Origin of the sequence: Mesorhizobium sp. M0293 (assembly GCF_040321735.1) — a bacterium.
Classification (GTDB): Bacteria; Pseudomonadota; Alphaproteobacteria; order Rhizobiales; family Rhizobiaceae; genus Mesorhizobium.
The window spans coordinates 1-2,340 of sequence record NZ_JAMYSA010000248.1 but is presented as its reverse complement, the minus strand read 5'-3'; the positions used below and the strand labels follow the sequence as shown (position 1 = coordinate 2,340).

Below are 2,340 nucleotides of genomic sequence, written 5' to 3'. Positions count from 1 at the left end.
TGGCCGCCGTTTGGCCACGCCCGCTGCCCCTTAACCAACCACCAATCCCCGCAGTCAGAGGGGGGGGCACATCCCGACACCTAAACACGCGCGCGGAAATCCCGCGCCGCTTTTTTGTCCAGCTATTTGCCGGGCTTGGCTCAGCCGCGCTTGGCGTCGACCGAATAGGAGCCGGCGCCCGAGGAAGCCAGTACGAGGAAACCGCCGGCAATCGCCAGATTCTTCAGGAAGTTGATCATCTGCATCTGGTCGGCCCAGCCGGTGTGGGCGACCAACGCGGTGGCAACGGTGAAGATCGCGAGCACCCAGGCGACAATCCGGGTCTGGAAGCCGACGAGGATGGCGACACCACCGAGAAGCTCGATCAAGCCGACGATGATGGCCGTCACGGTCGGCAAGGGCAGGCCGAGGCTGCCGAAATAGCCGGCTGTGCCGGCGATGGCGGTGAGCTTGCCGAAACCTGAAAGCAGGAAGATGACCGCGAGCAGGACGCGACCGAGGAGGATGGTGGTCGAGGCATTGGATGCGCTGGAACCGGCGACTGAAGTGTTGGTGGACATGGTGACTCTCTCCGGGAAGGGGTTGATACCGGTGAGATAGAGCACGCGGACTGTTCACCAAAGCCGCCAGACTGGCGACACATTGTTCACAGCACTTACATTTCCGTGATCGGACGACCTGCGCAAAATTCGCGTCGGGCCCGGTTGCGACAGGAGTAAATTCTCCCCTCGCGAAATGTCCTACCCCGGATGCGTCATGTCCTCCGGACGCACCAGCCGGTCATAGTCCGCTTCGCTGACCAGCCCGGTGGCGAGGGCTTCCTCGCGCAGCGTGGTGCCTTTCTTGTGCGCGGTCTTGGCGATCTTGGCGGCATTGTCGTAGCCGATGGTCGGCGCCAGCGCCGTCACCAGCATCAGCGAGCGGTCGAGTGCCGCCTTGATGTTGTCTTCCCGCGCTTCGATGCCGACGACGCAATTGTCGGTGAAGGAGACCGAGGCGTCGGAGAGCAGCTGCACCGACTGGAGGAAGTTGTAGGCCATCAGCGGGTTGTAGACGTTGAGCTCGAAATGGCCCTGGCTGCCGGCGAAGGTCAGCGCCGCATTGTTGCCGAACACCTGTACGCAGACCTGCGTCAGCGCCTCGCACTGGGTCGGATTGACCTTGCCCGGCATGATCGACGAGCCCGGTTCGTTTTCCGGCAGCGACAGTTCGCCGAGGCCCGAACGCGGGCCGGAACCGAGGAAGCGGATGTCGTTGGCGATCTTGAACAGCGCCGCGGCCGCCGCGTTGATGGCGCCGTGCGAAAACACCATGGAATCATGCGCCGCCAGCGCCTCGAACTTGTTCGGCGCGGTGACGAAGGCGATGCCGGTAATAGTGGCGATGCGATCCGCCACCCGTTCGGCAAAGCCGACCGGCGCGTTGAGGCCGGTGCCGACGGCGGTGCCGCCCTGCGCCAGTTCCTGCAGGCCGGGTAGTGTCAGCTCGATGCGCTTGATCGACGAGGCGACCTGCGCGGCATAGCCCGAAAATTCCTGGCCAAGCGTGAGGGGGGTGGCATCCTGCGTGTGCGTGCGGCCGATCTTGATGATGTGCGCGAAGGCCTTGGTCTTGGCCTCAAGTGCCTTGTGCAGATGTTTCAGCGCCGGCAGCAGATCGTGCACGATGCGCTCGGCGCAAGCGATGTGCATGGCTGTCGGATAGGTGTCGTTCGACGATTGGCTCATATTGACGTGGTCGTTGGGATGCACCGGCTTCTTCGAACCCATGACGCCGCCCAGCATCTCGATCGCCCGGTTGGAGATCACCTCATTGGCGTTCATGTTGGATTGGGTCCCCGAGCCGGTCTGCCAGACCACCAGCGGGAAATGCTCATTGAGTTTGCCGTCGATGACCTCTTGCGCCGCCTCGACTATGGTCTTGCCGATCGCAGGATCAAGCCGCTGAAGCTCCATATTGGCTTCGGCCGCCGCCCGCTTGACGATGCCCAGCGCGCGCACGATCGAAGCCGGCTGCTTTTCCCAGCCGATCTTGAAATTGCCTAGAGAACGCTGCGCCTGCGCGCCCCAATAGCGATCGGCGGCGACTTCGATCGGGCCGAATGTGTCGGTTTCGGTTCTGGTCTTTGCAGCGGTCACGGGTCTCTCCTTGTCGAAGTCGGCAACGGCGTATCGCGTTGCACAAACGGCTTCAAGCGGAGATTACGGGCGGTAAGGATGCAAATCGGTTGATATGCTGGTGATCTCCCCCCTTGCGGGCAGGGGAATCGCATATGAGTAAGAGTAAGTCTTGCGTTGAGTGGAAAGGTTGATTCTTTAGGTGCCTTCTCTTTGAAGAGGA

The 2,340-nt window shown here is 62.2% G+C and carries 2 protein-coding genes; both read right to left on the bottom strand.

Annotation, left to right across the window (positions count from 1 at the left end; all coding sequences use genetic code 11):
- Nucleotides 1-140: 140 nt before the first annotated feature.
- Nucleotides 141-560, bottom strand: coding sequence for a DoxX family protein (locus NKJ06_RS35155; protein WP_352627277.1), 420 nt, complete (start codon nucleotides 558-560; stop codon nucleotides 141-143).
- 180 nt (nucleotides 561-740) lie between these two features.
- Nucleotides 741-2,138 carry a class II fumarate hydratase gene (gene fumC, locus NKJ06_RS35150; protein WP_352627279.1) on the bottom strand — a complete coding sequence of 466 codons (1,398 nt, stop codon included), beginning with the start codon at nucleotides 2,136-2,138 and terminating at the stop codon, nucleotides 741-743.
- Between the last annotated feature and the right edge of the window lie 202 nt (nucleotides 2,139-2,340).